Raw genomic sequence first — 24975 nt, 5'->3', positions numbered from 1 at the left:
GCTCGCTTCAGCGGCCCGATTTCAGCTCGGTCCACAGACGCGTCTGCAGACGCTGGATTTCAGGCGGCAGCGGCTTGAGCAGGAACAGCGTCTTCACGACGTCGGCCGGCGGGTAGACGGCCGGGTCGTTCGCGACGTCCGGCCGCACGTACTTGCGTGCCTCGGCGTTCGCGCTCGGGTAGTACACGGCGTTCGTGATCGCCGCGTGCACCTTCGGATCCTCGATGTAGTTGATCCACTGCAGCGCGGCGTCCTTGTTCTTCGCGTCCTTCGGGATCGCCATCACGTCGAACCAAACCGGCGCGCCGCCCTTCGGAATGTAGTACTCGACCTTGTACGGCTTCTTCGCCTCGATCGCGCGATGCTTCGCGATCACGACGTCGCCCGACCAGCCGAACGCGAAGCAGATGTCGCCGCCGACCAGGTCGTTGATGTAGCCGGATGAGTTGAATTGCGTGATGTACGGGCGGATCTTCTTCAGCACGTCCATCGCGGCCTTGTAGTCGGCCGGGTTCGTGCTCATCGGATCCTTGCCGATGTAGTGCAGCGCCGCCGCGAACATCTGGTCCGGAGCGTCGAGCACCGACACGCCGCAGGTCTTCAGCTTCGAGAGGTTTTCCGGCTTGAACAGGATGTCCCAGTTGTCGAGCGGAACCTTGCCGAGCGCCTGCTGCGCCTTCGTCAGGTTGTACGCGAGGCCGGTCGTGCCGTACGCCCAGGGCACCGAATACTTGTTGCCCGGGTCCGCGCCGGCGACGAGCGCCATCAGTTGCGGATCGAGGTACTTGAGGTTCGGCAGCTTCGACTTGTCGAGCGGCGTGAAGATGCCGGCGGCGATCTGCTTGCCCGCGTAGTTGCTGGTCGGCACGACGATGTCGTAGCCCGAGCTGCCCGTCAGCAGCTTCGCCTGCAGCGTGTCGTCGCTGTCGTAGTTGTCGTAGCGAACCTTGACGCCCGCCTGCTTCTCGAAGTTCGGGATCGTGTCCTTCGCAATGTAATCGGACCAGTTATAGACATTGAGCTGCGTATCCTTCGCCGCCGCCGCCGATGCACCCACGCACAGCGCAAGCGCTGCGAACCGGCCCACTACCTTTGCTTTCATCCCGTTCTCCCTCCGGCCGGACCTCGTGTCCGGCTGCCGTCTGCCTCGTCATGGCGGCGCATTCTGGCACGCCGCCCCTCGAAAACCCCGAACGCTACCACCATTCGCGCTCCGTCACAAAAAAATCATGCCGGTGTCGCGCAAACGGAACAGATTCCCGCCGCCGGCCACTCGGGCGGCCCGCGCAGCGGGGCATTCCGGGGGAATTCTATCGGGTAATCGGCGTCTGTCCATCAGGAAAAGAAGGCGGCCGCGAAACTGTCCCGACGGGTGGTGCGTCGCGCCATCGGCATCGCGGCCGGGCCGCGTCATCCCGATGCATTAAAATGACGCCCTGACGATTCAACGCGCGAACCCTTCCGATGGCCTCCAATCTCCACGACCTGCCCGACAGCCCCTGCATCGGCGTGTGCTCGACCCTCTTCGACGAAGTCTGCAAGGGCTGCGGCCGCACGGCCGGCGAGGTGTCGAACTGGGTGTTCCTGAGCGACGACGAGAAACGCGCGGTGTGGGAGCGCATCACGCGCGAAGGCACCGCGATGCGCTTTCAGTACGACAAGCTGTAAATCCGCCGCACAAAAAAAGAGCGGCATGCCGACTGCCATGCCGCCAACCCCAACTCTGTTCTTTTCGCTTGCGTCTAGAACTTCATCCCGACGCCCACGCCGACGATCAGCGGATCGATGTGCAACGTGCCGATGCCCTTGTCGCCGAGCGTCGCATCGGTGCTCATCCAGATCTTCTTCACGTCGACGTTCATGAACACCTTCTTCGTCAACTGCACGTCGACGCCGAACTGCAGCGCGGGACCGAAGCTGCTCTTGTTGATCGACACGCCCTCGCCGCCGACGTTGAGCCCGTTGTTGTAGAAGTACGTGTAGTTCAGGCCCGCGCCGACGTACGGACGCACCTTGCCGGCATGGTTGAAGTGGTACTGCAGCAACAGCGTCGGCGGCAGCACGCCCACACCGCCGAGATTGCCGAGGCTCGACGTCATCTGGTGCCGCGACGTGCCGAGGATCAGCTCCACGCCCAGGTAGTCTCGGATCATGTAGGTGAAGTCGAGCTCCGGCACGATCGCGTTGTTCACGCCGGTGTTGATCGCGCCGAGCGTATCGCTCGCGCGCTCGTTCGGCTGGATGCTGATCGCGCGCAACCGGACCAGGACGTCACCCTGGTTGATCCCGTCTCCCGCCGACGCCGCGTGCGACAGCGAGGGCATCATGACGAGGCTTGCCGCCACGGCGGCAGCGGTGACGCATGTTCGAATCGTTTTATGCATGGTACGGACCCCTTGAAGAATTTATTCCATTCTCCCTGTAGGGTCTTTGCGTCGCCTTGATATCCGTCAAGCCAGCGTAAACACTGGACGGTTTGTCGCAGGCTCCGCCGCACGGCCCGTCAGCAGCAGGTCGAGCAGATCGCGCACGCTGCGGATCGCACTGCCGAACGGCAGCGCTTCGCGGCCGCGGAAGAACAGGCCGTTCGCGACGTCGCCGCGCAACGCGGCCGCGAGCCGCGTGTCGATGCAGAAATGGCCGAACTTTTCGATGCCGTCGCGCAGCCCGCAGACGCTCAGGCACTCGAGCGCGGTCGGGCAGCGCTGCTTGAACGCGCCGAGCTTGTCGCGAATGCGCGTTTCGTTGCGCAGGTAGCGATCGAGCCAAGGGGTCTTCACCGCGCGCGCCGGCAGCCCCGTCACGCTGACGAATTCGACGATGTCCTCGGGCAGCGCATCGGCCAGCACGCGCTTGAAGTTCGGATGCGCATCGCCCTCTTCCGTCACCGCGAACGGCGTTCCCACCTGCACGCCGTTCGCGCCGGCCGCGAGCGCCGCTCGTACCGTGTCGTGACTGTTGATCCCGCCCGCGACGATCAGCGGGATCGTGTCGCGCGCGAGACCGAGCGACGCCATCACCTGCGCGGTCTCGTCGAGCACGCGCGCGAAATCGAAGCGCGCATCGTGCATGTCGTCGATCTGCGTGACGCCGAGGTGGCCGCCCGCATGCGCGGGATGCTCGATCACGATCGCATCGGGCAGCCGCCCCTTCTTCATCCACTTCTTCAGCACCAGCGTGATCCCGCGGCTGTCCGACAGGATCGGGATCAGCGCGATGTCATGACCCTGCGTGAGATCGGGCAGATCGAGCGGCAGGCCGGCGCCCATCACGATCGCGTCCGCGCCTTCGTCGCACGCGACGCGCACGTATTCCGCGTGCGCGCTCACCGCCTTCATCACGTTGACCGCGATCATCCCGCGCCCTTCGCTGTACGTCTTCGCGAGGCGAATCTCGCGCGCCAGCGCGTCGAGGTTCGCGGCCTCCAGCGTCGCGCGATCGGGATTCGCGCGACAGCGCGCGAGCAAGTCTGCATGGTGGTGACGCAGGTCGATGCTCGCGATCGTGCCGAGCGCGCCTTCGCGCGCGACGCTGCCCGCGAGGCGGTGCGCGGAGATGCCGACGCCCATGCCGCCCTGCACCACGGGCAGCAAGGTGCGGCCGCGAATCGTGAGCGGCGGGAAGGAAGTGCGTGCGGTCATCTGAACCTCGTCGAAACATCGGAAATCGGAAACGCGATGATCGACGGATCCACCGGCGCGCACCTTGACGGCCGTCAATAAAAAAACGGCACGCGAGCGTGCCGTTCCGGGTCATGCGGCGTGAAACGCTCAGGCCGGATTCGCCGGCTTGAGCTGAATCGACTTGTACTCGAGATACTCTTCGAGCCCGTATACGCCGTTTTCGCGGCCGTATCCGGACTGCTTGTAGCCGCCGAACGGCGCGGCGCCGTTCCACGTGCCGCCGTTGATGTCGACCTGCCCCGTGCGGATGCGGCGCGCGACGCGCATCGCGCGTTCGTCGCTGCCCGCCCACACCGCGCCGCCGAGCCCATACGGCGAATCGTTCGCGATGCGCACGGCCTCGTCTTCGTCGCGATACGTGATGATCGACAGCACCGGTCCGAAGATCTCTTCCTGCGCGATCGCCGATTTCGGATCGACGCGGCCGAACACCGTCGGCTTCACGAAGAAGCCCTTCGCGAGCCCTTCCGGCAGGCCCAGGCCGCCGGTCACGAGTTCCGCGCCGTCGTCGATTCCGCGCTGGATGTAGGCCTGCACGCGCTGCTGCTGCGCGGCCGATGCGAGTGCGCCGAGGCGCGTCGTTTCCTGACGCGGATCGCCCGCGACATACGCCTCGGCTGCCGCCTTCGCGATCGCGCGCGCCTCGTCGTAGCGTGCCTCGGGCACCAGCATCCGCGTGTGTGCCGAACAGGTCTGGCCCGCGTTCAGGTAGCACGCGTTGACCGTGCCCTTCACTGCCGCCGCGAAGTCGGCATCGTCGAGGATCACCGACGCCGACTTGCCGCCCAGTTCGAGCGCGACCCGCTTCACGCTCGCGGCCGCGAGTTCGGCCACGCGCTTGCCGGCACGGGTCGAACCCGTGAACGACACCATGTCGACGTCCGGATCGGTCGCCAGCACCTCGCCGACGACCGGGCCATAACCGCACACGAGATTGAACACACCCGCCGGCAGGCCCGCTTCGTGAATCGCTTCGGCAAGCATGAACGCGTTGAGCGGCGCGACTTCGGATGGCTTCAGGACGACCGTGCAGCCAGCCGCGAGCGCCGGCGCGACCTTCAGCGTGATCTGGTTGAGCGGGTAGTTCCACGGCGTGATCGCCGCGACGACGCCGACCGGCTCGCGCACCACCCGCGAGTTGCCGAGCGTCGCCTCGAATTCGAACGATTCGGCGAGCTTCGCGTATGCCTTCCAGTTGTAGATCGGACCACCGACCTGGATCGCGCGCGACAGCTTGATCGGCATGCCGACTTCACCGGTGATCGACTGCGCGAGTTCCTCACTGCGCGCCTGCAGACGCTCGACGATCTTGCGCAGGTAGCCCGCGCGCGTCGCGGGCGGCGTCGCGGCCCATGCGTCGAACGCCGCGCGCGCCGCACGGATCGCGTCCTGCGCGTCCGACGCCACGCCCTCGGCGATCCGCCCGATCACGGCCTCGGTGCCCGAGTCGATCACGTCGATCGTGCCCGTTCCGGCCGGCTTGCGCCATGCGCCGTCGATATAGAACTGATCGTAGATTTTCATCGCTTCCTGTCTCCCGGAAAACGGCCATTCTAACGAGTGCGGCGCGGCTGCGCGACGACGCCTGATGGGACCTCAGGCGCCGCCGAACGGCCCGCGCGGACGCCGGCGAACGGGCGCCGGACGCCCGCTTCCCGCAACGGCGGCATCCGCGCCACGCCGGCGCGCCACGAGGCCCCACCTCGTGCCCCGCATCGTGCTATGTTTTTACTATCGGCGCCGGCTGCTGCAGGCCGCGCCACCCGGAATCGATGCCTTCGTGAGCGCTGCCATGACCGACGCACCCCATATCCTCGGCTCGCAAGATCGCCTGGAGCTGCTGTGCTGGCTCACCTGCGGCAATCTCGGCGCGTTTTACCTGAACGAAACCTGGCCGGATGCATCGTTCCAGGTGCAGGCCGCGCATCGCTGGCTCGACCGCCACCACCGGCAGTCCGACTGGCTCGCGATCGCGAAGCTGGCCGCGCTGGCGCAGGACATCGCAAAGCGGCATGCCGACTTCGTCGACGCATCGTGGGCGCGCGACGCGGTCGAGGAAATCGTCGATACCGACGATCTCGACTACCGGGCAAAACTCGTGCAATGGGTGTACGAAGACTGCTGCAAGGCGCTCGCCGACAAGCGGCTGGCCGACTGACTGCTCGCGCATGCGCGAGCGCCGGCTTGCGCCATCACGCTATCGGCAGCCGCTGCGTCGACTTCAACTGCCGCAACGACAGGTTCGAGCGGATGCTCAGCACGCCCGGCAATCTGCGCAGCACCCGTTCGACGAAATGACTGTAGTCGTCGAGGTCGGCCGCTACCACCTGCAGCAGGAAATCCGCTTCGCCGGTCGTGTTGTCGCATGCAAGCACGTTGGGGCTCGCCTGGATCAGGCGCTCGAACTCGGCCGTCACCTCCTCGCTATGCTGCGTGCAGACGATCTGCACGAACGCCATCACGCCGAGCCCGAGCTTGCGGCGGTCGAGCCGCGCGTGATAGCCCGCGATCAACCCCGCTTCCTCCAGCCGCCGGAGCCGGCGCCAGCAGGACGTCTCGCTCAGCGAGAACGCTTCGGCGAGCCGCGCATTCGACACGCGCCCGTCCTGCTGAAGCATGTCGAGCATGCCGCGATCGATCTTGTCCAGTGGCTCCATGAAAGCTCCTTGCGGCATTTCCGCGATCAGCGCAAGGCTATCTCAAGATTACCCGTATCTCAATCGCAAAATGAAAGATAAATCCGCTTTCGTCCGGTTATATTGAAAGACTCATTCGATCCAGGAGGAGATGGTGAAAGCAGTCGTTTATGAAGCGTTCGGCGCGGCGCCGCGGTTGATGAATGTCGACGATCCGACGCCGGCGCCCGACGGCGTCGTGATCGAAGTGAAGGCGACCGGCGTGTGCCGCAGCGACTGGCACGGCTGGATGGGGCACGACCCGGACATTGTGCTGCCGCATGTGCCGGGGCACGAACTCGCCGGCGTCGTGGTCGCGGCGGGCGCGGCGGTCACGCGCTGGAAGGCCGGCGACCGCGTCACGGTGCCGTTCGTCGGCGGCTGCGGGCACTGCCCGGAATGCCACTCCGGCAACCAGCAGGTATGCGAGCAACAGTTTCAGCCCGGCTTCACGCACTGGGGCTCGTTCGCCCAGTTCGTCGGCATCCATCACGCGGACCTCAACCTCGTGCGGCTGCCCGACGCGCTCGATTTCCCGACCGCAGCGAGCCTCGGATGCCGCTTCGTGACGTCATTTCGTGCGGTGGTCGACCAGGGGCGCACGTCGGCCGGCCAGTGGGTGGCCGTGCACGGCTGCGGGGGCGTCGGCCTGTCGGCGATCATGATCGCGAATGCGATCGGTGCGAACGTCGTCGCGATCGACATTTCGGACCAGGCGCTCGCGCTCGCGCGATCGGTCGGCGCAGCGGCGACCGTCAATGCGTCGCAAGTCGCCGACGTCGTCGATGCGGTGAAGGAGATCACGCGCGGCGGCGCCCACGTGTCGCTCGATGCGCTCGGCCATCCGAGCACCTGCTTCAACTCGATCAGCAATCTGCGCCGCCGTGGCAAGCATGTGCAGGTCGGGCTGATGCTCGGCGAGCATGCAACGCCGGCCGTGCCGATGAGCAAAGTCATCGCGCACGAACTGGAGATTCTCGGTAGCCACGGGATGCAGGCGCATCGTTACGACGCGATGCTCGACATGGTGCACGCCGGCACGCTCGCGCCAAACCGGTTGATCGGCAAGGAAATCAGTCTGGGTCAATCGATTGATGCGCTGATGAACATGAACCGGTTCGAAGGCGCCGGTGTGACGGTCGTAACGGATTTTTCGGGCTGACGGCGCAGGGCTGACCGCGCGGGCGGTGGTGGTGGCCTGTTCCGGCGCCCCGCACGTGCTGCTGCCCGGGTCGTCGCCGCCGCCAAGCTGCGGATGCGGGACCGCAACCGGCGACCGTGGCCGCGAGCGCTTGCCCCGACAAGAAAAAGCCCGCCAGGCTTTCACCTGGCGGGCTTCCAGTACATCAGGTCGGGCATGGCTGCCCGGGCGATTACTCCTGCCCCTGACTCGTCAGGAACTCCTCGTAATTCCCGCCGAAGTCGAACAGCGTCCCGTCCGTACGCACTTCGATGATCCGGTTCGCCAGCCCGCTCACGAATTCGCGGTCGTGCGAAACGAAGATCAGCGTGCCTTCGAACTGCTCGAGCGCGATCTGCAGCGACTCGATCGACTCCATGTCCATGTGGTTGGTCGGCTCGTCCATCAGCAGCACGTTGTGGCGGCCGAGCATCAGCTTGCCCCAGATCATGCGGCCCTTCTCGCCGCCCGACAGCACCTTCACCGACTTCTTGATGTCGTCCGACGAGAACAGCAGGCGGCCCAGCGTGCCGCGCACCATCGTTTCGTCGTCGCCGTCCTTGCGGTACTGGTCGATCCAGTCCATCAGCGTGATGTCGTTCGGGAACTCCTCGTACGTGTCCTGCGGCATGTAGCCGACATTCGCGTTCTCGGACCACTTCACCGTGCCGTGATCGAGCTCGAGCGCGCCAAGCAGCGAACGCAGCAGCGTCGTCTTGCCCGCGCCGTTCTCGCCGATGATCGCGATGCGCTCGCCCGGCTGCACCGACAGGTTGAAGTTCTGGAAGATCGTGCGCTCGTACTTCTTCGTGATGTCTTCGGCAACCACCGCGACGTTGTGCAGCTTCTTCTCGAACTCGAAGCGAATGAACGGGTTCTGACGCGACGACGGCTTGAATTCCTCGATCTTGATCTTGTCGATCTGCTTCGCGCGGCTCGTCGCCTGGCGGGCCTTCGACTTGTTCGCCGAGAAGCGGCGCACGAAGTCCTGCAGCTCGGCCACGCGCTCCTTCGCACGCGCGTTCGCCGCGGCCTGGCGCTCGCGCGCCTGTGCCGATGCGAGCATGTAGTCGTCGTAGTTGCCCGGCCAGACCTTCAGCGTGCCGTAGTCCATATCGGCCATGTGCGTGCACACCGAGTTCAGGAAGTGACGATCGTGCGAGATGATGATCATCGTCGAGTTGTACTCGTTGAGCGTGTGCTCGAGCCAACGGATCGAGTTGATGTCCAGGTTGTTGGTCGGTTCGTCGAGCAGCAGCACGTCCGGCTTCGAGAACAGCGCCTGCGCGAGCAGCACGCGCAGCTTCCAGCCCGGCGCGACGTCGGCCATCGTGCCGTTGTGGAACTTCTCCTCGATGCCGATGCCGAGCAGCAGCGCGCCCGCGCGCGCCTCGGCGTCGTAGCCGCCGTATTCGGCGAACTTGCCTTCGAGTTCGGCCGCATGCATGTAGTCGTCGTCGGTGGCTTCCGGGTTCGCGTAGATCGCGTCGCGCTCGGTCATCGCGGCCCACATCTCGGTGTGGCCCATCATCACGACGTCGAGCACGCGCACGTTTTCATACGCGAACTGGTCCTGGCGCAGCTTGCCCAGGCGCACGTTCGGCTCCAGCGCGACGTTGCCGGCGCTCGGCTCGAGGTCGCCGCCCAGGATCTTCATGAAGGTCGACTTGCCGCAGCCGTTCGCGCCGATCAGACCATAGCGGTTGCCCTCGCCGAATTTGACCGAGATATTCTCGAACAAGGGCTTCGGCCCGAATTGCATCGTGATGTTGGCAGTAGAAAGCACGGCAGGTCCCGTAAGAGAGAAATCGACGGAAAACCGTGTATTTTAGCAGGTGTCGGAGAAACTGCCGACCGCCCTGTTCCGGCCCCGCCAGCCGGGCCGCCACGCGCGGCACCGGCCCTGCCTCGCGCACCGTCACTTGCCGGCCTTCACCGCCGCCTTCTGCGCCGCCCTGGCCTTCATCTGCCCGAACAGCTCCGAGCACGGCACGTCGCGGTTATTGCTCGGCGCGATCAGCGGAATCAGCGCCGCGAACGGATTGATCAGCCCCAGACCGACCATCGCGCCGGCGCGCAGCGCGAGCGCGCCGGCGTCGACGCCGACCTTCGGATTCTTGAACGTGCCCTTCGCGTACAACGGCGAACGCAACGAGAAGACCCGGAAACCCTTCGTATGCGGATGGATCTTCAGGTCGATCGATTCGTCGCGCAGGTTGACCGGGCCGTCGACGTTGATCAGCGCGTCGTCCGTATCGAGCGCGAACACCTTCGGGTCGAGCATGCCGTCGTTCGCGACGAAGTCGATCGCCGCGCAATTGATGTTCACGTCGCGGGTGCCGAACAGCTTCTCGTAGACGACGTTCGCGACGTTCAGCCCCGCCGCCTCCATCAGCAGCAGGCTGATGCGGCCATCCGTGATGAGCGCCTTCACTTCGCCGGTCGACGTCGCCGCGAGCGCGGCCGGTGAGTTGCCGGTCGCCGACAGCGACGCATCGCCGTTGATTTCGCCGAGCGCGGTCTGCATCACCTTCTGCGTCGGGAACAACTGCTTTAGCCGCAGGTGACGCGCGGCCAGCGTAAAGCGGCCCTTGAGCGGCGTGCGGCTGCCGTCGAGTTGCGCGTTCGTCGCGAGCGTGCCGCCCGCGACGCCGAACTGCAGCGGTTCGAGCGACAGCACGCCGTCCTGCAGCAGGATGTGCGTGTACAGGTCGGTGATCGGCAGTTGCGGACTCTTGATCAGCTTGCGCCCGGTGAACTTCACGTCCGCGTCGATCGCGCTCCAGCGCTCGGTGCGGAACGTCGCGACCGGCAGCACGCGGTCCGGCGGCTGGCGCGTCGTGTCGCCGCGCTTGGCCTTGCTCGCGGCCGAGTCGGCACCGATCACCGGTGCGAGGTCGGAGAACTGCAGCAGGTTCGACACGAGTTCGCCCGACAGCTTCGGCCGCGGTTCGCGCTGCGCCCAGGTGAGCGTGCCGCGGAGATCGCTGCCGCCGACGCGGCCGTTGAAATTTTCATAGCGGAACGTGCTCGCGTGCTGCTTGATGTTGCCGATCAGGCGGCCCTCGGTCGCATACGGCGGCGTGTCCGGCAGCGTGATGCCCGTGATCTGGTAGAGGTGCGACATCGACGTGCCCTGCAGCCACAGACGCAGGTCAAGTGCCGCGAGATGCATCGGGTCGGTCAGCGTGCCGACGATCGCCAGCCGCGTGTCGCCGGCCTTCACGTCGGCCTGCAGCGGGAACGGCTGCGTCGTCTTCTCGATCGCAAGCACGCCGCCGACCTTGCCGGTGCCGCTGATCGGCACGTTCTTGTACCGGCCGTCGACCTTGAGCCCGAACGCATACGTCGGGCCGGCCGGCTTCGCGGCGGCAGCGGCACCCGACGCAGCGGACGCCCCGCTCGCGCCGGATGCCGACACGGCCGTGGATGCGGAGGAAACCGAAGTAGCCGGAGCGGCAGCGGATGCACCCGACGCCGCGACGGCGGACGCCCCGCTCGCGCCTTGCGCCGCCGACGCACCCGACGCGGCCTCGGCACTCGCCGTCGCGCTCAGTCGCGCGGCACCGCTCTTGCCGACGCGTTGCGCCGACGCCGCGCGCGACGTTTGCTCCTGCTCCTTCAGCACGTCGCCGAGCGGAATCGGCTGGCCGAGCGTATCGATCGCGACCGTGAGATCGGCCTTCGTGATCGCATCGCGATACGTGACGACGCCCTTCGCGAAACCGAAGCTGTCGAGCCGCACCTTCCACGGCGACGGCTGCGACGATTGCTTGAACTGGAAGGTCCACGTATTGCGGCCGTCGGCGAGCCGCTCGAGGTCGACCGCGGGATTGACGACATCGATCGACGGAATGACGATTTCGTGCGCGAGGAGCGGAAGAATCGCGAGATCGAAATGCGCGGCATCGAGCGTGACGAACTTGGGCCCCTTCGCCCAATCCGGGTTGCCGATCTCGAGTTGCGTGGCGGAGAAACTCGGCCAGGGCACCCATGCGCGCCAGCCGGTCTCGCCGTCGGGGCGGCGCCAGCCGACCTTGAGATCGCCATTGATCGCGAACGGGCGGCCAAGTGCGGTACTCACATGTTCGTTGACCCACGGTTTCGCGTGGTTCCAGTCGAACGTGAAGATGAAGATGCCGGCCGCCGCAATGACCAATGCGACGATACCGACGATCCATGCAGCCGATTTGCCGATGGCTCGTGCTAGCGTCATGGCGGTTCCGTTGTTGTTCTGCAGAGTTTGCGCACAATGTCGGGCCAACTTGCGTGAGTGAACGGAGCACGACACCGGCGGCTTTTCAATCGGTATTATGGCGCACGCCGCAGCAACGCTTCGGCGCCATTAACGCTTTTTTTCATTTGTGACATGACAGCCCCAAACGGCCTCATCGATGCGCAGCACATCACGCGCCGCGACGCCAGCAGCGGCAAGACACTGCTCGCGCCGACCGACTTCAGCCTCGCCGCGGGATCGCGAATTGCTATCACGGGACCGTCGGGCTCCGGCAAGAGCGTGCTGCTGCGCGCGCTCGCGTTGCTCGACCCGCTCGACGGCGGTCATATCCTGTGGCGCGGCACGCGGATCAGGCGCGGCGCGATTCCGCGCTACCGGCGCAGCATTGCCTACGTCCGCCAGCGGCCCGCGCAGATGGACGGGACCGTCGAAGCGCAATTGCGCTACCCGTATTCACTCGCGATCTACCGCGACGTGACGTTCGACCGCGCACGCGCCGAAGCGCTCGCGGCACGCGCCGGCCGCGGCGCCGATTTTCTCGACAAGCGGGCGAGCGAACTGTCGGGCGGCGAAGCGCAGATCGCCGCGCTTCTGCGCGTGCTGCAGCTCGACCCCGCCGTGCTGTTGCTCGACGAGCCGACGTCCGCGCTCGACCCCGACTCGACGCGCGCGATCGAAGCGCTTGTCGGCGCCTGGTTCGACGCGGCACCCGATGCACGTGCCTACATGTGGATCTCGCACGATCCGGCGCAAGCCGCCCGGATCGGCACGATGCGGCTCGTGATGCAGGCCGGCGTGCTGCACGCCGCGAACGCGATGGAGGCGCAGCAATGAGCCCCGCACTGCAGGACCTGAGCCTCGTCGACGTCGGGATCGCCGCCGCGCTCGTCGCGGTCAACGGCGCGATCTCGGCCGCGCTGTCGCTCGGCCTCGGGCGCAAGCTCGCGCTCGCCGCCGTGCGCACCGTCGTGCAGCTTCTGGCGATCGGCTACGTGCTCGGCTGGGTGTTCGGTCATCCGCACTGGACCGTCGTGCTGCCGCTCACCGCGTTGATGACGCTGATCGCAGGCTTCGCGGGCGCCGGCCGCGGCAAGCACACGTATCGCGGACAGCGTGTCGACAGCATCGCGTCGATCTGGTTCAGCAGCTGGTTCGTCGCGGCGGTCGGCCTGTTCGTCGTGATCCGCATTCATCCGTGGTACACGCCGCAATATGCGATCCCGATCCTCGGGATGATCCTCGGAAATACGCTCACCGGCGTGTCGCTCGGCGTCGAACGGATGATGGAGGAACTGACCGCGCGACGCGACCGCGTCGAGACGGCACTGGCGCTCGGTGCGACGCGCTGGGAGGCCGCGCAGGACGCCGCGCGCCAGGCCGTGCGCGCGGGCATGCTGCCGACGCTCAACCAGATGGCCGTCGTCGGCGTCGTGAGCCTGCCGGGGATGATGACGGGCCAGGTGCTGGCCGGCCAGTCGCCGCTGCAAGCCGTGCGCTATCAGATCGTCATCATGTTCCTGATCGCCGCGGCGTCCGCGCTCGGCACCGTTGGCGCAGTGCTGATGACGTATCGCCGGTTGTTCTCGGCCGATCACCGCTTTCTTGCATCGCGGCTCGAGGAACGCGTGCATTGACCCGCGGCGCCGCGACATACGCGGCATCCGCGTGGCATGCGGTCAGCGGGCAGCGCGGCGTTTGCCGATGGCCCGGCGCAACGCGGCCGTGACGTCGGCGTCGGGTGCCAGCCCGTCGACCGATGCGACGAGCCGAACCGCGCGCGGCGTCGTCACATAGGCCTGCGCACCGACGTAACCGCCGCTGCCGGCCGAGCGCGTCGTAACGACGAGCGCCTGCGGCGCACGCGCGCCGAGGTCCGCCGTGAATGCATCGGCGACGGTGCCGTCACGCGCATGCAGCACACCGGTCACGTAGTCGTCCGTATCGAAGCCGGGTGCGGCATGCGCGGTCGAATACACGCGCACCGCATAACTGCCGGTCGAGCACGGTTCGAGCGCGCCGCTCGACACGACGACGGACTGCTGTCGCGACGGCAGCTCGACTTTCTTCACGAAGCTGCAATCGTCGGCTGCCTGCGCATGGACAGCGACGAACGCAGCCGCCGACAGCAGCACGCGCATGCAATGTTTCATCGAAATGTCGTTCGGGGGAAGATGGAGCATGCCGGAAGGATAGCGTGGCATCCGCATGACGTCACGCAGGCCGCCGCGCGAATGGCCGCGCAACCGGCTCGTGCCGGGCGCGACGAAGTCGAACATCGCTCAACGGGAAGGCCCGAAGCCACGCGCCACGAACCGCCACGCGCGACCCTCCCCGGATCGCCCGGATGCGCATCGCGATGGTTGCGCGCGCACCGGACGCCTCACCGGCCGCGCGCCCCGCTCAGTGCTTGATCGACACCGTCACCTTCGTGCCGTCGCTCATCGTGACGGACTTCGACCCGCCATTGGTCGAAATCGACACCCACTTGACCTGGCTCACCGACACGACGTCCGGGCACTGCAGCGACTTGCCGCCCGCACTCACGTTGCGCGTGCCTTTCGGCGCGGCGGCCTGGAAGCTCATCTGCACGTTCGCGACCCCCTTCGCGTCGACCGACGGCGCGAGCCGCACCTGGGTCTGGCGCACCATCGCGCCGTTCGCGTCGCGCGGCAGATTGTCGGCGTTCGGGCAACCGTCGGGCATCGCGACCGCGCCGCCCGGCGGCACCGACTTCCAGTTGAAGTCATCCGTTTCGCCCGAGCGGATCTTGCGGGTCTCCTGCGTATTGCCGAAGGTCTTCGAGTCGACCTTGACGGTGTATTCGAGCTGCCCCGTCCCGCCGCCCTTCAGGCTGCCCTTGACAGGCGGCGCCGCGAATACGCTCGCGCTGACGCACGCCGCCGCGAACACGGCAGACCACGATGCGGCGACTGACAAGCTGCGTTGGCTCATGCTGACCTCCTTGTAATGCGGCGGCACGCGCGTGCCGCGCGGTTTTCGATGCATGATGCGTTGCCAGTCTACCGCCAAGCGGCATGCAATGCGCCGCAAACGCATCGGGTGTTACCCCGCTTGCGTTCGCGAAGCCGTATCCCGTACGTGCGATACCGGCGCTCAAGAAAACGCCGGGCCGCCTCGCGTCTTCCGCCCCGAAGGAAGTCCCTTCGGGCGCCCGGCGCAAAGCGACAGGTTCGGGGGCACTCAGAAGCCGCTCAGCACCAGCTTGCCGATCGCGCGCCCGGCCTCGAGCAGTTGGTGTGCGCGCCGCAGGTTCGCGGCGTTGATCGTGCCGAGCTGCTCGCCGAGCGTCGTGCGCAGCGTGCCGCCGTCGACGAGCCTCGCCACCTCGCTCAGGATCTTGTGCTGCTCGATCATGTCCGGCGTCTCGAACATTGCGCGCGTGAACATGAACTCCCAGTGAAACGCGGCGCTCTTCGCCTTCAGCAGCTCGACGGGAATCGGCTTCTCGTTCTCGACGATCGTGCAAATGCCGCCCTGCGGCCGGATTACTTCCGCCGCGGCAGGGAAATGACGATCCGTGTCGTTGAAGATCAGCACATAGTCGACGTTCGCATGACCGATCTCGCGCAGTTGCGCAGGCAAGTCGCCGAAATGGTCGACCACGTCGTCCGCGCCGAGCGAGCGCACCCATTCGGCCGACGCCGGCCGCGACGCGGTCGCGATCACATGCAGCTTGCCGAGCGTCTTCGCAAGCTGGATCGCGATCGAACCCACCCCGCCCGCACCGCCGATGATCAGCACCGACTTGCCTGCGTCCGCGCCCTGCGGCGACACGCGCAGCCGGTCGAACAGCGCCTCCCACGCGGTCAGCGCGGTGAGCGGCAACGCAGCCGACGCCGCGAAATCGAGCGAGCGCGGCTTGATCGCCGCGATCCGCTCGTCGACCGTGTGGAATGCGCTGTTCGCGCCGGGGCGCGTGATGCTGCCCGCGTAGAACACCTCGTCGCCGGGCCGGAACATCGTCACCTCGGCACCGACCGCGACGACCGTCCCGGCCGCGTCCCAGCCGAGCACGCGCGGGGTCTCCTCGACCTGCGGCTTCGGCGCGCGCACCTTGGTGTCGACCGGGTTCACGGAGATCGCCTCGACCTTCACCAGCAGGTCGCGCGGGCCCGGCACGGGTTGCGGCAGTTCCACGTCGACGAGCGCCTGCGGGTCGTCGATCGGCAGATAACGGGTCAGTCCAACAGCTTTCATCACGAAACTCCTTCAGGGAAATCGGGCGGGCTGCGGCGCAGCCCCATGCATGTCATCGTAGGCGGCCCGATCATTCGAGAAAACCGCTATATTTCCTGAAACATTTTCAGGAATTTCAGAATAATGACGTCCGATCCGATTCCGGCCCCCGACAAGCCGCTCGACCTGCTCGACGTCGGCCTGTTCGTGCGTGCGGCGCTGCTCGCGAACGTGAGCGCGGCCGGACGCGAGTTCGGCGTGTCGGCCGCGGTCGCAAGCGCGCGCATCGCGCAGCTGGAGCGCCAGCTCGGCGCGCGGTTGCTGCATCGCACCACGCGCCGCATCAGCCTCACGCAGGACGGCGAAGTCTTCATGGCCCGCGCCGAGGCGCTGCTGTCGGCGGCCGACGCCGCGCGCGCGTCGGTCGGCCACGGCCGCAGCGAGCCGTACGGACGGCTGAAGGTGTCGATGTCGTCGTCGTTCGGCCGCCAGCACGTCGCGCCCGTGATTCCCGCATTCCTGCGCCGCTACCCGTCCGTGTCGCTCGACCTGCGGCTATCCGACGAGATCGTCGACCTCGTCGACGACGGCTACGACGTCGCGATCCGCCTCGGCGCGCTGAAGGACTCGACGCTGGTCGCGCGCAAGCTCGCCGCGAACCGGCGCGTGCTGTGCTGCTCGCCCGCGTATCTCGCCGAACACGGGACGCCGCGCCATCCGGCCGATCTCGCGCAGCACGAATGCGTGATCCTCGGCGACCAGCGCGACTGGTCGTTCGTCACGCCGCAAGGCCCGCTCACCGTGCGGGTCGGCGGCCGGCTCGTCGCGAGCAACGGCGAGGCGATCCGCGAAGCGCTCGTCGACGGCTTCGGCATCGCGATCAAGTCGACCTGGGACGTCGGCCCGCTGCTCGCGAGCGGCGCGCTCGTCACGGTGCTCGACGATTACCCGTTCGCGAACGACGTCGCGATCTGGGCCGTCTATCCGAGCCGCGCGCACGTGCCGCTCAAGACGCTCGCGTTCATCGCGTTCCTGGCCGAACACTTCGGCGATCCGCCTTACTGGGATCGCGCGGACGAACGATAGGCGCCATCCCGTGAGCGGAGCTCGCGGCGGCGCCGGACGGGCATCCGCGGCGATCCGGCCGCGCCCGGACACCAACCGGCTACAATGGCGCGTTCGCGACGCGATGGCCCGACGCCGGACGGGGCCCGCGTTCGCAGGCGGCCGCATGCCGGCCGCGCACGCGTTTCATTCGCTTCCAATCATTCCGTCATGACCCACAACCTCGTCATCCAGAGTCTCGCGCCGTTGTCGGACGCGCATCACAAACCGCTGCTCGCGCTGTCGCGCGGCACCCGCATCGTGCAGACCGACGATCACGCGTTGCGTATCGAAAACGCAAACCCCGCGCAGCGGCTCGACATCGACGCGTACTGCGGCACGCACGCGCTCGACTTCGGCTTCGTCGAAGCCGGCCGTACGCTCGGCGAGTTCGGGCTCGTCGTGATGGACATGGATTCGACGCTGATCACGATCGAATGCATCGACGAGATCGCCGATTTCTGCGGGCTGAAGACGCAGGTCGCGGAAATCACCGAGGCATCGATGCGCGGCGAGATCCGCGACTTCAACGAAAGCCTCACGCGTCGCGTCGCGCTGCTCGCGGGGCTCGATGCGCAGGCGCTCGAGCGCGTGTACGAGGAACGGCTGCAATTGTCGCCGGGCGCGGAGACGATGCTCGCCGGCGTGAAGGCCGCGGGACTGAAAACGCTGCTCGTGTCGGGCGGCTTCACGTTCTTCACCGAGCGCTTGAAGGCGCGCCTCGGCCTCGACTACGCGCACGCCAACACGCTCGAGATCGTCGACGGCAAGCTGACCGGCAAGGTGCTCGGCGAAATCGTCAACGCGGACGTGAAGGCGCGCATGCTGCGCGATACCTGTGCATCGCTCGGCCTCGAGCCGCGCCGCGCGATCGCGATGGGCGACGGGTCGAACGATCTGAAGATGATGGCCGAAGCCGGTTTGTCGGTCGCGTTCCACGCAAAGCCCGTCGTGCGCGACGCGGCCACCGTCGCATTCGACCACGTGGGTCTCGACGGGTTGCTGCGGCTATTCTGATTTCCGGTTTGCGCGCACCGCCCATGAAAAAACGCCCGCGCGATGTTGCATCGCGCGGGCGTTTCGTTTTCCGCTTCGGTTCCGTTATCGGCCGAGCGTAGCCTGCAGCGCGCGCTCGATGTCCGCACGCAGGTCGGCTTCGTCCTCGAGACCGACATAGAAGCGCACCAGCGTGCCGCGATGCGGCCACTCCGCACGCATCGACGCCACGTCGTAAGGCATCGCGAGGCTGCATGCGCCGCCCCAGCTCCAGCCGATCGCGAACAGCTCGAGCGCCTCGACGAAACGATCGATCTGCTCGCTGCTGTAGCACTCATCGAACACCACCGAGAACAGCCCGCCCGCGCCGGTGAAGTCGCGCACGAACGATGCGTGCCCCGGACAGTCGGGCAACTGCGGATGCAGCACGGCCGCGATCTCCGGGCGCGCCTTCAGCCATTGCGCGAGCGCGAGCGCGCTCTTGCCGTGCGCGTCGAAACGCACCTGCATGCTCGGCAGGCTGCGCAGCACGAGCGAGCAATCATCGACCGAGACGCCGATCCCGCAGCGCATCCGTGCGAGCTTCAGTTGCGCGTGCAGTTCCGCGTTCGCGGTGATGGTCGCGCCCATCAGTACGTCGCTGCCGCCCGATTGATACTTGGTCAGCGCCTGCACCGAGATGTCGACGCCATGCTCGAACGGCTTGAACGCGAGGCCGGCCGAATACGTGTTGTCGATCGCGGTGACGATGCCGCGCGCCTGCGCGACCGTCGTGATCGCGCGCACGTCGGGCACTTCCATCGTCACCGAGCCCGGCGCCTCGATCCAGATCAACCGCGTGTTCGGCTGGATCAGGTCGGCGATGCCGGCACCGACGAGCGGATCGTAGAAGCGCGCGACGATGCCGAAATCCTTCGCGAGCCAGTTGCCGAAATCGGCGTTCGGCCCGTAGACGTTGTGCGGGATCAGCACGTCGTCGCCCGCCTTCACGATCCCGAAATAGACGTTCATGATCGCCGCGAGGCCCGACGGCTGCAGCAGCGCATGCGTGCCGCCCTCGATCTCGGCGAGCCGCTGCGCGAGCGCGAGCGACGTCGGCGTTGCGTGCAGTCCGTAGCGCCACTGGTTGTCGTTGTGCCAGACCAGCGCGCGCATCGTCGCGAGATCGGGGAACACGACCGTCGATGCACGCTCGACCGGTGGGACGAACGAACGGAAGCCTTCCGGAATGATGTCGTCGGGTTGAACGATGCGGGTCTGAAGTGCGCGCTTCGAAGTGGATGCAGTCATGTCTGGAGACCGGGGGAAAGGCCGTTCGGTTGCGGAATATGTCGCTAGAGTAGCCAAAATCGGCGCGCTTGGCCCGGTACAATGCGCGCCGCGCGCACCGAGCCAGCGCGCGCTCAGTTGGTGGTGCGCAGGTCGACGACGCCGCCGACCGTCTCGATTTCCCGTACGCGGCCGTCGCGCACCTGCAGCGCCGCGCGCTTGCCCGGCGCCGGGCGCAGCACGACGGGTTGCGGATCCGATTCGTCCGAGTTCATCCGGTCGGCCTTCAGGTCGCCCGTCGCGTCGAAGCGGCCGATCCACACGCCCGTGATGTTCGTGCCGTCGTTCGATTCCTCGATTTCGAGCGTGTCTCCGTCGCGATCGCCGGCGAGCAGCACCACCTCGCCCGTGTCCGCGAACTGATATTCGCCGTGCACGCCTTCCTCGTCCGTCTTCGGCCCGAGATGCACGACGATCGGCCGGTCGCCAAGCGTGCCCTCGTAGCGCGGCAGGCGGGCGAATTCCGGATTCGGCCGCAGCGGCCGCGCGGGCGCCGCTTCATCCAGCTGCGCGCCCGGCGCGACGGCCTGCGCCGCGACCATGCCCGGCATCGCGAGGCCCGCCGCCAGCACACTGGCGATCACCAGCGCCCGTTGCCATTCGGAATATCGACCCACCTTGTGTTGCTCCTTGCTTCAGATTCGCTCGAAAAAACGCGGCGACATGCTGCCTGCCGCCGATGGTCATCGTCACGTACGCGAGGCCACGACCGGCGTGCGTGAGCCGCGTCAGCCCTGCATCAGGCGTTCCACCGCCTCGCGCAACGGAATCGGCGCGACCGCGCCGTAACCCGTCGTCGACAGTGCCGCCGCCGCGTTCGCATAACGCGCGGCCGCGAACGGATCGTCGCCCGCGACGATCCGTGCAACGAACGCGCCGCCGAAGCAGTCGCCCGCGCCCGTCGCGTCGACGGCCTCGACCGCGAAGCCCGGCACCACCCGCCGTTCGTTCGGGGTCGCCACGTACGCACCTTCCTTGCCGAGCTTCAGCGCGACGACCCGCGGCCCGTGTTCGAGCATCGCATCGACGATCGCGTCGCGATCGTTCGCGCCCGTGAGCGCCGTGACGTCGTCCCAGCTCGGCAGGCAGATGTCCGTCTGGCGCAGCGCTTCGCGCATCACCGCGCGGGCGCGCGGCAGCGGCCACAGCTTCAGGCGCAGGTTCGTATCGAAGCTGACCTGCGCGCCGTTGCTGCGCGCGTGATCGATCGCCGCGAACGCGGCGTCGCATGCGGCCGTGCTGATCGCGAGGCTGATGCCCGACAGGTGCACGGCCTTCGCCGCCGCCAGCGCATCGAGCGGCAGGTCGGCCACCGCATAGCGGCTCGCCGCCGAGCCAGCGCGCAGATAGTCGAACTGGTGACCCTCAGCGCCGTGCGTGACGAAATACACGCCGGTCGGCGCCGCGCAGTCGATCCGCACGTACGTCGTGTCGACGCGCTCCGCCGCCCACATGTCGGCCAGCAAGCGGCCGAACGGATCGTCGCCGATCGCGGACACGAAGCCCGTCGACGCACCCTGGCGCGCCGCGGCGATGCAGAAGTTCGACGTGTCGCCGCCGAAGCCCTGCAGGAACTCCGGACGCCCCGGCTGCGACTGGTTGAATTCGATCATCGCCTCGCCGAGCGCGAGGATCTGCGGAAACGCCGCGGTCATCGCTTATACCTCGCCCCACAGGTCGTGGCCGTCCGCGCCGGTGATCTTCACCGACACGAAATCGCCGACCTTGTAGCGCTTCGACGCCTTCGTCGCCGGTTCGACGTAGACGACCCCGTCGATCTCCGGCGCATCCGCCGCCGTGCGGCCGATGCCGCCTTCCTCGCTGACTTCGTCGATCAGCACCTTGAGGGTCTTGCCAACCTTGCGCTGGATGCGCTGCGCCGACACTTCCTCGGCGACTTCCATGAAGCGCGCGCGGCGCTCTTCGCGAACGTCGTCCGGCAGTGCGCCGTCGAGGTCGTTCGCCGTCGCGCCTTCGACCGGCGAATAGGCAAAGCAGCCGACGCGATCGAGTTCCGCCTCGCGGATGAAGTCGAGCAGCGTTTCGAACTGCTCTTCCGTCTCGCCGGGGAAGCCGGCGATGAACGTGCTGCGAATCGTCAGGTCCGGACAGATCTCGCGCCACTTCTGCACGCGCTCGAGCACCTTCTCGGCGTTCGCCGGGCGCTTCATGCGCTTCAGCACTTCCGGATGCGCGTGCTGGAACGGCACGTCGAGATACGGCAGCACGTGGCCCTTGAACGGGCCTTCGGCCATCAGCGGAATGACTTCGTCGACGCTCGGATACGGATACACGTAGTGCAGGCGCACCCATGCGCCGTACTGTGCGGCGAGTTCGCCGAGCGCGGCGACCAGGTCGGTCATGCGCGTCTTGATCGGCTTGCCGTTCCAGAAGCCCGTGCGGTACTTCACGTCGACGCCGTACGCGCTCGTGTCCTGCGAGATCACGAGCAGTTCCTTCACGCCCGACTTGAACAGGTTCTCCGCTTCGAGCATCACTTCCGCGACCGGGCGCGACACGAGGTCACCGCGCATCGACGGAATGATGCAGAACGTGCAGCGGTGGTTGCAGCCTTCGGAAATCTTCAGGTACGCATAGTGGCGCGGCGTGAGCTTGATGCCGGCGGCCGGCACGAGGTCGACGAACGGGTCGTGCGGCTTCGGCAGATGCGAGTGCACGGCCTGCATCACTTCACCCACCGCGTGCGGGCCGGTGACGGCGAGCACCTTCGGGTGGACTTCCTCGATGAGGTTCGAACCGCTGGCGCTCGACTTCGCGCCAAGGCAGCCGGTGACGATCACCTTGCCGTTCTCGGTCAGCGCTTCGCCGATCGCGTCGAGGCTTTCCTGCACGGCCTCGTCGATGAAGCCGCAAGTGTTGACGACGACGAGGTCGGCACCGTCGTAGGTGCCGGAGATTTCATAACCTTCGGCGCGCAGCTGGGTGATGATTTGTTCGGAGTCGACGAGCGCCTTCGGGCACCCGAGGGATACGAAGCCTACTTTGGGGGACTGGGACATCTGGAATGTGGGGGGCGTGGCGGCAAAAGCGTGAGTTTACAGCTATTTATGGGTCAGCGAGGCAAAACCGGCGATCAAGACGCCGTGGATGGCGCCCTCAATACGCAGCGCACGCAGGCGCATCGGACCGCCACCGGCGGCTGATCCAGCCCTTTCAGACCGAGATGACGAAACGATGGGCACGATCACCGCACGTCGTGCACGACAATCGCCCCGGCCTCACTTCGCCCCTATGCGAAAATCGCTGCATCCGCTCCCTTCACTTACCCAATGGGGTTCGCATGACCACCCACATCACGATCGAATTCACCGAGCACGCCGCCGAGACCATCGGCGAGCAGACCAGCACCAGTTTTTCCTATGACCAGGGCGCCCACGTGCCGCAGCCGGGCGACTTCGTCGAACTCGAGAATTCGCGGCAGACGTTTCTCGTGATCGGCCGGGTGTTTTCGCTGAAGGCGAACTACTGCGCGGTGAAGCTCGTGCTCGACCTTCCTCCCGCAGACGATCACCCGGATTTCGATCCGGCACTCTGAAGTAAGCCGGCGAACCGCGGGCGCTTTGCCGCTGCCCGTCATCACAAGGCCCGACGCAACGGCGATCGGCCGCAATGGCACAAACGCACGCCATGAGGCGCGACACGCCCGGGTATCGATTCGCTGATGACTGTCTGGATGAGATCGGGGCGACCAGATTACGATCATGCCCGCCCCCACGCGAGGGTACGGGCATTCGGTGCCGACGATCAGGAGCGACCGTCGGCAACATCTTGCGGTAGCGGCCATCGTCGTGCCTGGGCACACGATCGGCCGCATCGCACCGCCGCGCGTCGCGGCGCCAAACCAGGCGTCGGGCGGCGGGTGCCGCCGCGACCGGCCTGCCGCGCACGCGTTACTTCTTCTCCGGCTCCGGCGCGCCCGGTTGCTTGAACGGGAACGTGCTGAACATCGACTTCGCCTGGCTCTGCATCTGCTCCTGCATTTGCACGAACATGTTCTTCGACTGCTCGATGTAGCTCGTCATCATCCCTTGCATCATCGGCGCCTGCATGTTCATGAACTGCGACCAGACTTCCGGATTCATCGCGTTGCCTTCGTACAGGTTCTTCGATTGATCCGCGAGCTTGTTCTGGATGTCGATGAACGCCTGGATGTTCTTTTCCAGGTACGTTCCCATCATGCCCTGCATCGCATGACCGTAGAAACGGATGATCTGCGACAGCATCGACGACGAGAACATCGGCACGCCACCGCTCTCTTCCTCGAGGATGATCTGCAGCAGGATGCTGCGCGTCAGGTCCTCGTTGGATTTCGCGTCGACGACCTTGAAGTCCTCCTGTTCCAGCACGAGCTGCTTGACGTCGGTCAGCGTGATGTACGTGCTCGTCTCGGTATCGTAGAGCCGGCGGTTCGGGTACTTCTTGATGAGCCGCTCGGCCGTTTTCTTTGTAGTAGTCATGTAACGCCTTTCGGTGCAGCGTAGCGCAAGTGACAAATCCCCGCCTCCCGGATCCGGGAAGCGGGGGCCTTCGGAAACGCCAGGCCGCGCGGCCGCAGCGGCGCGCGCGGCCGGACGTTCAGCCCATATGCAGGCCGCCGTTCAGCGAGAAGTCGGCGCCCGTCGCGAAGCCGGAGTCATTCGACGCGAGCCACGCGACGATCGAACCGATTTCCTCCGGCCCGCCGAGACGACGCACGGGAATCGTCGCGACGATCTTCTCGAGCACGTCCGGCCGGATCGCCTTCACCATGTCGGTGCCGATGTAGCCGGGCGACACGGTGTTGACCGTCACGCCTTTCGTTGCGACTTCCTGCGCGAGCGACATCGTGAAACCGTGGATGCCGGCCTTCGCGGTCGAGTAGTTCGTCTGGCCGAATTGCCCCTTCTGGCCGTTCACCGACGAAATGTTGATGATCCGGCCCCAGCCACGCTCGACCATCCCGTCGATCACCTGCTTCGTCACGTTGAACAGGCTCGTCAGGTTGGTGTCGATAACGGCCGTCCAGTCTTCATGCGTCATCTTGCGGAACACGACGTCGCGCGTGATGCCCGCGTTGTTGACCAGCACGTCGATCTCGCCGACTTCGGCCTTGACCTTGTCGAACGCTGCCTTGGTCGAGTCCCAGTCGCCCACGTTGCCTTCCGACGCGATGAAATCGTAGCCGAGCGCCTTCTGTTCCTCGAGCCATTTCACCCGGCGCGGCGAGTTCGGGCCGCAACCCGCGACCACCTTGAAGCCGTCTTTCGACAGACGCTGGCAGATGCTGGTGCCGATGCCGCCCATCCCGCCCGTTACGTACGCAATTCGCTGAGACATAAATCTCACTCCATTTTTTGGTTTCGAGAGCCGCCGGAGGCCCCCTCTGACTTCACGTGCGCCGGCCGAAGCCGCAATCGGCCGGCGCACGGATTGGTTTGGCGGTGACCGACGACCCGGTTACGGACGTTCGACCGCGAGCGCGACGCCCATCCCGCCGCCGATGCACAGCGACGCCAGCCCGCGCTTCGCATCGCGCTTGACCATCTCGTGCAGCAGCGTCACCAGGATCCGGCA

At 66.4% G+C, this 24975-nt stretch carries 25 protein-coding genes; 8 read left to right on the top strand and 17 right to left on the bottom strand.

The genetic code is table 11. The annotated features are described in order from the left end of the window. Positions 1-7: 7 nt before the first annotated feature. Positions 8-1102 (bottom strand): polyamine ABC transporter substrate-binding protein, encoded by a 1095-nt coding sequence (locus tag DIE11_RS31755; protein ID WP_124629411.1) that lies wholly within the window; start codon positions 1100-1102, stop codon positions 8-10. A 362-nt stretch (positions 1103-1464) separates the two neighbouring features. Between DIE11_RS31755 and DIE11_RS31750 the strand changes: the two genes are divergently transcribed. Then, the gene (locus DIE11_RS31750) at positions 1465-1668 is read left to right on the top strand and encodes a DUF1289 domain-containing protein (RefSeq protein ID WP_027784516.1); all 204 of its coding nucleotides are present in this window, start codon (positions 1465-1467) and stop codon (positions 1666-1668) included. A 74-nt stretch (positions 1669-1742) separates the two neighbouring features. On the opposite strand, the gene DIE11_RS31745 is transcribed toward DIE11_RS31750, so the two are convergent. From DIE11_RS31745 to DIE11_RS31735, 3 genes are all read right to left on the bottom strand, one after another. Further along, on the bottom strand, positions 1743-2384 hold the full coding sequence (locus DIE11_RS31745) for an OmpW family protein (protein WP_059683537.1): 642 nt from the start codon (positions 2382-2384) through the stop codon (positions 1743-1745). A gap of 66 nt (positions 2385-2450) precedes the next feature. After that, the gene (locus DIE11_RS31740) at positions 2451-3641 is read right to left on the bottom strand and encodes a nitronate monooxygenase family protein (RefSeq protein ID WP_124629410.1); all 1191 of its coding nucleotides are present in this window, start codon (positions 3639-3641) and stop codon (positions 2451-2453) included. A gap of 129 nt (positions 3642-3770) precedes the next feature. Continuing rightward, positions 3771-5207, bottom strand: coding sequence for an aldehyde dehydrogenase family protein (locus tag DIE11_RS31735; RefSeq protein WP_124629409.1), 1437 nt, complete (start codon positions 5205-5207; stop codon positions 3771-3773). A 268-nt stretch (positions 5208-5475) separates the two neighbouring features. Between DIE11_RS31735 and DIE11_RS31730 the strand changes: the two genes are divergently transcribed. Further along, complete coding sequence (locus tag DIE11_RS31730; protein ID WP_059606906.1) at positions 5476-5841, top strand: hypothetical protein; 366 nt, start codon at positions 5476-5478, stop codon at positions 5839-5841. 34 nt (positions 5842-5875) lie between these two features. Here DIE11_RS31730 and DIE11_RS31725 read toward each other — a convergent pair whose 3' ends face one another. Continuing rightward, positions 5876-6340 (bottom strand): Lrp/AsnC family transcriptional regulator, encoded by a 465-nt coding sequence (locus DIE11_RS31725; RefSeq protein ID WP_059606908.1) that lies wholly within the window; start codon positions 6338-6340, stop codon positions 5876-5878. A gap of 133 nt (positions 6341-6473) precedes the next feature. On the opposite strand from DIE11_RS31725, the gene DIE11_RS31720 reads away from it, so the two are divergent. Next, positions 6474-7520 carry a zinc-dependent alcohol dehydrogenase family protein gene (locus DIE11_RS31720; RefSeq protein WP_124629408.1) on the top strand — a complete coding sequence of 349 codons (1047 nt, stop codon included), beginning with the start codon at positions 6474-6476 and terminating at the stop codon, positions 7518-7520. Positions 7521-7731: 211 nt separating this feature from the next. On the opposite strand, the gene DIE11_RS31715 is transcribed toward DIE11_RS31720, so the two are convergent. Next, positions 7732-9324, bottom strand: a complete 1593-nt coding sequence (locus DIE11_RS31715) for an ABC-F family ATPase (protein WP_059606912.1) — start codon at positions 9322-9324, stop codon at positions 7732-7734. Between the two features lie 132 nt (positions 9325-9456). Next, entirely contained in the window at positions 9457-11754 is a 2298-nt protein-coding gene (locus tag DIE11_RS31710) for an AsmA family protein (RefSeq protein ID WP_124629407.1), read from the bottom strand. 153 nt (positions 11755-11907) lie between these two features. On the opposite strand from DIE11_RS31710, the gene DIE11_RS31705 reads away from it, so the two are divergent. Beyond that, the gene (locus DIE11_RS31705) at positions 11908-12609 is read left to right on the top strand and encodes an ATP-binding cassette domain-containing protein (RefSeq protein WP_124629406.1); all 702 of its coding nucleotides are present in this window, start codon (positions 11908-11910) and stop codon (positions 12607-12609) included. After that, the gene (locus DIE11_RS31700; protein ID WP_059606916.1) at positions 12606-13409 is read left to right on the top strand and encodes an ABC transporter permease; all 804 of its coding nucleotides are present in this window, start codon (positions 12606-12608) and stop codon (positions 13407-13409) included. The genes DIE11_RS31705 and DIE11_RS31700 overlap by 4 nt, the downstream gene beginning before the upstream one ends. A gap of 42 nt (positions 13410-13451) precedes the next feature. Here the strand turns inward: DIE11_RS31700 and DIE11_RS31695 are convergent, their stop codons facing one another. The 3 genes from DIE11_RS31695 to DIE11_RS31685 all read right to left on the bottom strand — a co-directional run bounded on the left by DIE11_RS31695 (position 13452) and on the right by DIE11_RS31685 (position 15993). Further along, positions 13452-13925 carry a PliI family lysozyme inhibitor of I-type lysozyme gene (locus tag DIE11_RS31695; protein ID WP_124629405.1) on the bottom strand — a complete coding sequence of 158 codons (474 nt, stop codon included), beginning with the start codon at positions 13923-13925 and terminating at the stop codon, positions 13452-13454. A gap of 250 nt (positions 13926-14175) precedes the next feature. Then, positions 14176-14727, bottom strand: a complete 552-nt coding sequence (locus DIE11_RS31690; RefSeq protein ID WP_124629404.1) for a DUF6013 family protein — start codon at positions 14725-14727, stop codon at positions 14176-14178. Positions 14728-14976: 249 nt separating this feature from the next. Further along, positions 14977-15993 (bottom strand): zinc-binding alcohol dehydrogenase family protein, encoded by a 1017-nt coding sequence (locus DIE11_RS31685; protein ID WP_059606918.1) that lies wholly within the window; start codon positions 15991-15993, stop codon positions 14977-14979. A gap of 123 nt (positions 15994-16116) precedes the next feature. On the opposite strand from DIE11_RS31685, the gene DIE11_RS31680 reads away from it, so the two are divergent. Then, positions 16117-17058: a LysR family transcriptional regulator gene (locus tag DIE11_RS31680; protein ID WP_124629403.1), complete on the top strand. Its 942-nt coding sequence runs from the start codon at positions 16117-16119 to the stop codon at positions 17056-17058. A 189-nt stretch (positions 17059-17247) separates the two neighbouring features. Next, a complete protein-coding gene (gene serB, locus DIE11_RS31675) occupies positions 17248-18093 on the top strand; it encodes a phosphoserine phosphatase SerB (protein WP_059606921.1) in 846 nt (281 codons plus the stop codon). An 84-nt stretch (positions 18094-18177) separates the two neighbouring features. Here the strand turns inward: serB and DIE11_RS31670 are convergent, their stop codons facing one another. The 4 genes from DIE11_RS31670 to rimO all read right to left on the bottom strand — a co-directional run bounded on the left by DIE11_RS31670 (position 18178) and on the right by rimO (position 22421). After that, positions 18178-19362 carry a cystathionine beta-lyase gene (locus tag DIE11_RS31670; protein ID WP_124629402.1) on the bottom strand — a complete coding sequence of 395 codons (1185 nt, stop codon included), beginning with the start codon at positions 19360-19362 and terminating at the stop codon, positions 18178-18180. 113 nt (positions 19363-19475) lie between these two features. Further along, entirely contained in the window at positions 19476-20018 is a 543-nt protein-coding gene (locus DIE11_RS31665) for a hypothetical protein (protein WP_124629401.1), read from the bottom strand. 111 nt (positions 20019-20129) lie between these two features. Continuing rightward, on the bottom strand, positions 20130-21056 hold the full coding sequence (locus tag DIE11_RS31660) for a sugar kinase (RefSeq protein WP_059606927.1): 927 nt from the start codon (positions 21054-21056) through the stop codon (positions 20130-20132). A 3-nt stretch (positions 21057-21059) separates the two neighbouring features. Further along, positions 21060-22421, bottom strand: coding sequence for a 30S ribosomal protein S12 methylthiotransferase RimO (rimO, locus tag DIE11_RS31655; RefSeq protein ID WP_124629400.1), 1362 nt, complete (start codon positions 22419-22421; stop codon positions 21060-21062). A gap of 281 nt (positions 22422-22702) precedes the next feature. Here rimO and DIE11_RS31650 point away from each other — a divergent pair, with 281 nt between their 5' ends. Beyond that, positions 22703-22957 (top strand): hypothetical protein, encoded by a 255-nt coding sequence (locus DIE11_RS31650; protein WP_124629399.1) that lies wholly within the window; start codon positions 22703-22705, stop codon positions 22955-22957. A 355-nt stretch (positions 22958-23312) separates the two neighbouring features. Here DIE11_RS31650 and phaR read toward each other — a convergent pair whose 3' ends face one another. The 3 genes from phaR to DIE11_RS31635 all read right to left on the bottom strand — a co-directional run. After that, positions 23313-23879, bottom strand: a complete 567-nt coding sequence (gene phaR, locus DIE11_RS31645; RefSeq protein WP_124629398.1) for a polyhydroxyalkanoate synthesis repressor PhaR — start codon at positions 23877-23879, stop codon at positions 23313-23315. A gap of 118 nt (positions 23880-23997) precedes the next feature. Further along, positions 23998-24738 carry a 3-ketoacyl-ACP reductase gene (locus DIE11_RS31640; protein ID WP_059606930.1) on the bottom strand — a complete coding sequence of 247 codons (741 nt, stop codon included), beginning with the start codon at positions 24736-24738 and terminating at the stop codon, positions 23998-24000. A gap of 120 nt (positions 24739-24858) precedes the next feature. Continuing rightward, positions 24859-24975 (bottom strand): hypothetical protein (locus DIE11_RS31635; protein ID WP_148093061.1); only part of this gene is annotated, 117 nt, incomplete at its 5' end.

The sequence above is a fragment of the Burkholderia sp. Bp9012 genome (genome assembly GCF_003853825.1).
Classification (GTDB): domain Bacteria; phylum Pseudomonadota; class Gammaproteobacteria; order Burkholderiales; family Burkholderiaceae; genus Burkholderia; species Burkholderia diffusa.
The sequence above is the reverse complement of the archived record's forward strand: the minus strand, read 5'-3'. Positions and strand labels throughout refer to the sequence as shown.

Bases quoted from the DNA above. Each gene is read 5' to 3' on its own strand.
- DIE11_RS31730 (WP_059606906.1), top strand. From the start codon at position 5,476: ATGACCGACGCACCCCATATCCTCGGCTCGCAAGATCGCCTGGAGCTG.
- DIE11_RS31650 (WP_124629399.1), top strand. From the start codon at position 22,703: ATGACCACCCACATCACGATCGAATTCACCGAGCACGCCGCCGAGACC.
- DIE11_RS31700 (WP_059606916.1), top strand. From the start codon at position 12,606: ATGAGCCCCGCACTGCAGGACCTGAGCCTCGTCGACGTCGGGATCGCC.
- rimO (WP_124629400.1), bottom strand. From the start codon at position 22,421: ATGTCCCAGTCCCCCAAAGTAGGCTTCGTATCCCTCGGGTGCCCGAAG.
- DIE11_RS31685 (WP_059606918.1), bottom strand. From the start codon at position 15,993: ATGAAAGCTGTTGGACTGACCCGTTATCTGCCGATCGACGACCCGCAG.
- DIE11_RS31745 (WP_059683537.1), bottom strand. From the start codon at position 2,384: ATGCATAAAACGATTCGAACATGCGTCACCGCTGCCGCCGTGGCGGCA.
- DIE11_RS31690 (WP_124629404.1), bottom strand. From the start codon at position 14,727: ATGAGCCAACGCAGCTTGTCAGTCGCCGCATCGTGGTCTGCCGTGTTC.
- DIE11_RS31710 (WP_124629407.1), bottom strand. From the start codon at position 11,754: ATGACGCTAGCACGAGCCATCGGCAAATCGGCTGCATGGATCGTCGGT.
- DIE11_RS31660 (WP_059606927.1), bottom strand. From the start codon at position 21,056: ATGACCGCGGCGTTTCCGCAGATCCTCGCGCTCGGCGAGGCGATGATC.
- DIE11_RS31680 (WP_124629403.1), top strand. From the start codon at position 16,117: ATGACGTCCGATCCGATTCCGGCCCCCGACAAGCCGCTCGACCTGCTC.
- DIE11_RS31640 (WP_059606930.1), bottom strand. From the start codon at position 24,738: ATGTCTCAGCGAATTGCGTACGTAACGGGCGGGATGGGCGGCATCGGC.
- phaR (WP_124629398.1), bottom strand. From the start codon at position 23,879: ATGACTACTACAAAGAAAACGGCCGAGCGGCTCATCAAGAAGTACCCG.
- DIE11_RS31705 (WP_124629406.1), top strand. From the start codon at position 11,908: ATGACAGCCCCAAACGGCCTCATCGATGCGCAGCACATCACGCGCCGC.
- DIE11_RS31735 (WP_124629409.1), bottom strand. From the start codon at position 5,207: ATGAAAATCTACGATCAGTTCTATATCGACGGCGCATGGCGCAAGCCG.
- DIE11_RS31725 (WP_059606908.1), bottom strand. From the start codon at position 6,340: ATGGAGCCACTGGACAAGATCGATCGCGGCATGCTCGACATGCTTCAG.
- serB (WP_059606921.1), top strand. From the start codon at position 17,248: ATGACCCACAACCTCGTCATCCAGAGTCTCGCGCCGTTGTCGGACGCG.
- DIE11_RS31755 (WP_124629411.1), bottom strand. From the start codon at position 1,102: ATGAAAGCAAAGGTAGTGGGCCGGTTCGCAGCGCTTGCGCTGTGCGTG.
- DIE11_RS31670 (WP_124629402.1), bottom strand. From the start codon at position 19,362: ATGACTGCATCCACTTCGAAGCGCGCACTTCAGACCCGCATCGTTCAA.
- DIE11_RS31695 (WP_124629405.1), bottom strand. From the start codon at position 13,925: ATGAAACATTGCATGCGCGTGCTGCTGTCGGCGGCTGCGTTCGTCGCT.
- DIE11_RS31750 (WP_027784516.1), top strand. From the start codon at position 1,465: ATGGCCTCCAATCTCCACGACCTGCCCGACAGCCCCTGCATCGGCGTG.
- DIE11_RS31740 (WP_124629410.1), bottom strand. From the start codon at position 3,641: ATGACCGCACGCACTTCCTTCCCGCCGCTCACGATTCGCGGCCGCACC.